Raw genomic sequence first — 278 nt, 5'->3', positions numbered from 1 at the left:
CCTTTTGGCTTACTCGTAATGGCGCAAGCGTACAAGTTTATCAAACGGGCGATGATATTGAATACACCAAAAATGGCGAAGCGAAAGCAGCTGCTAAAGAAGAGACGTCCGAAAATGATTTTTTAAATGTTGATTTCTATGATGAACCAGACCTTGATTTAGACGAGTTGAATTTTGGCTTAGGATGTAATGGACGGGTACATGTTTTGTTTGAGCGCTTAACGACAGCGACGGCGCTTTTGAATGTTATTGGTCAAGTTCGAGGTACGCAGCAACCC

General features: G+C 42.4%; 1 pseudogene. It reads left to right on the top strand.

The features are described from left to right. Window positions 1-278: pseudogene (locus AAEY72_RS14675) on the top strand (XdhC/CoxI family protein); the annotation flags it as partial.

Origin of the sequence: Psychrobacter sp. W2-37-MNA-CIBAN-0211, assembly GCF_040309405.1 — a bacterium.
GTDB lineage: Bacteria > Pseudomonadota > Gammaproteobacteria > Pseudomonadales > Moraxellaceae > Psychrobacter > Psychrobacter glaciei.
Note: the sequence above shows the minus strand (reverse complement) of the source record. Positions and strands in the feature narration are given on the sequence as shown.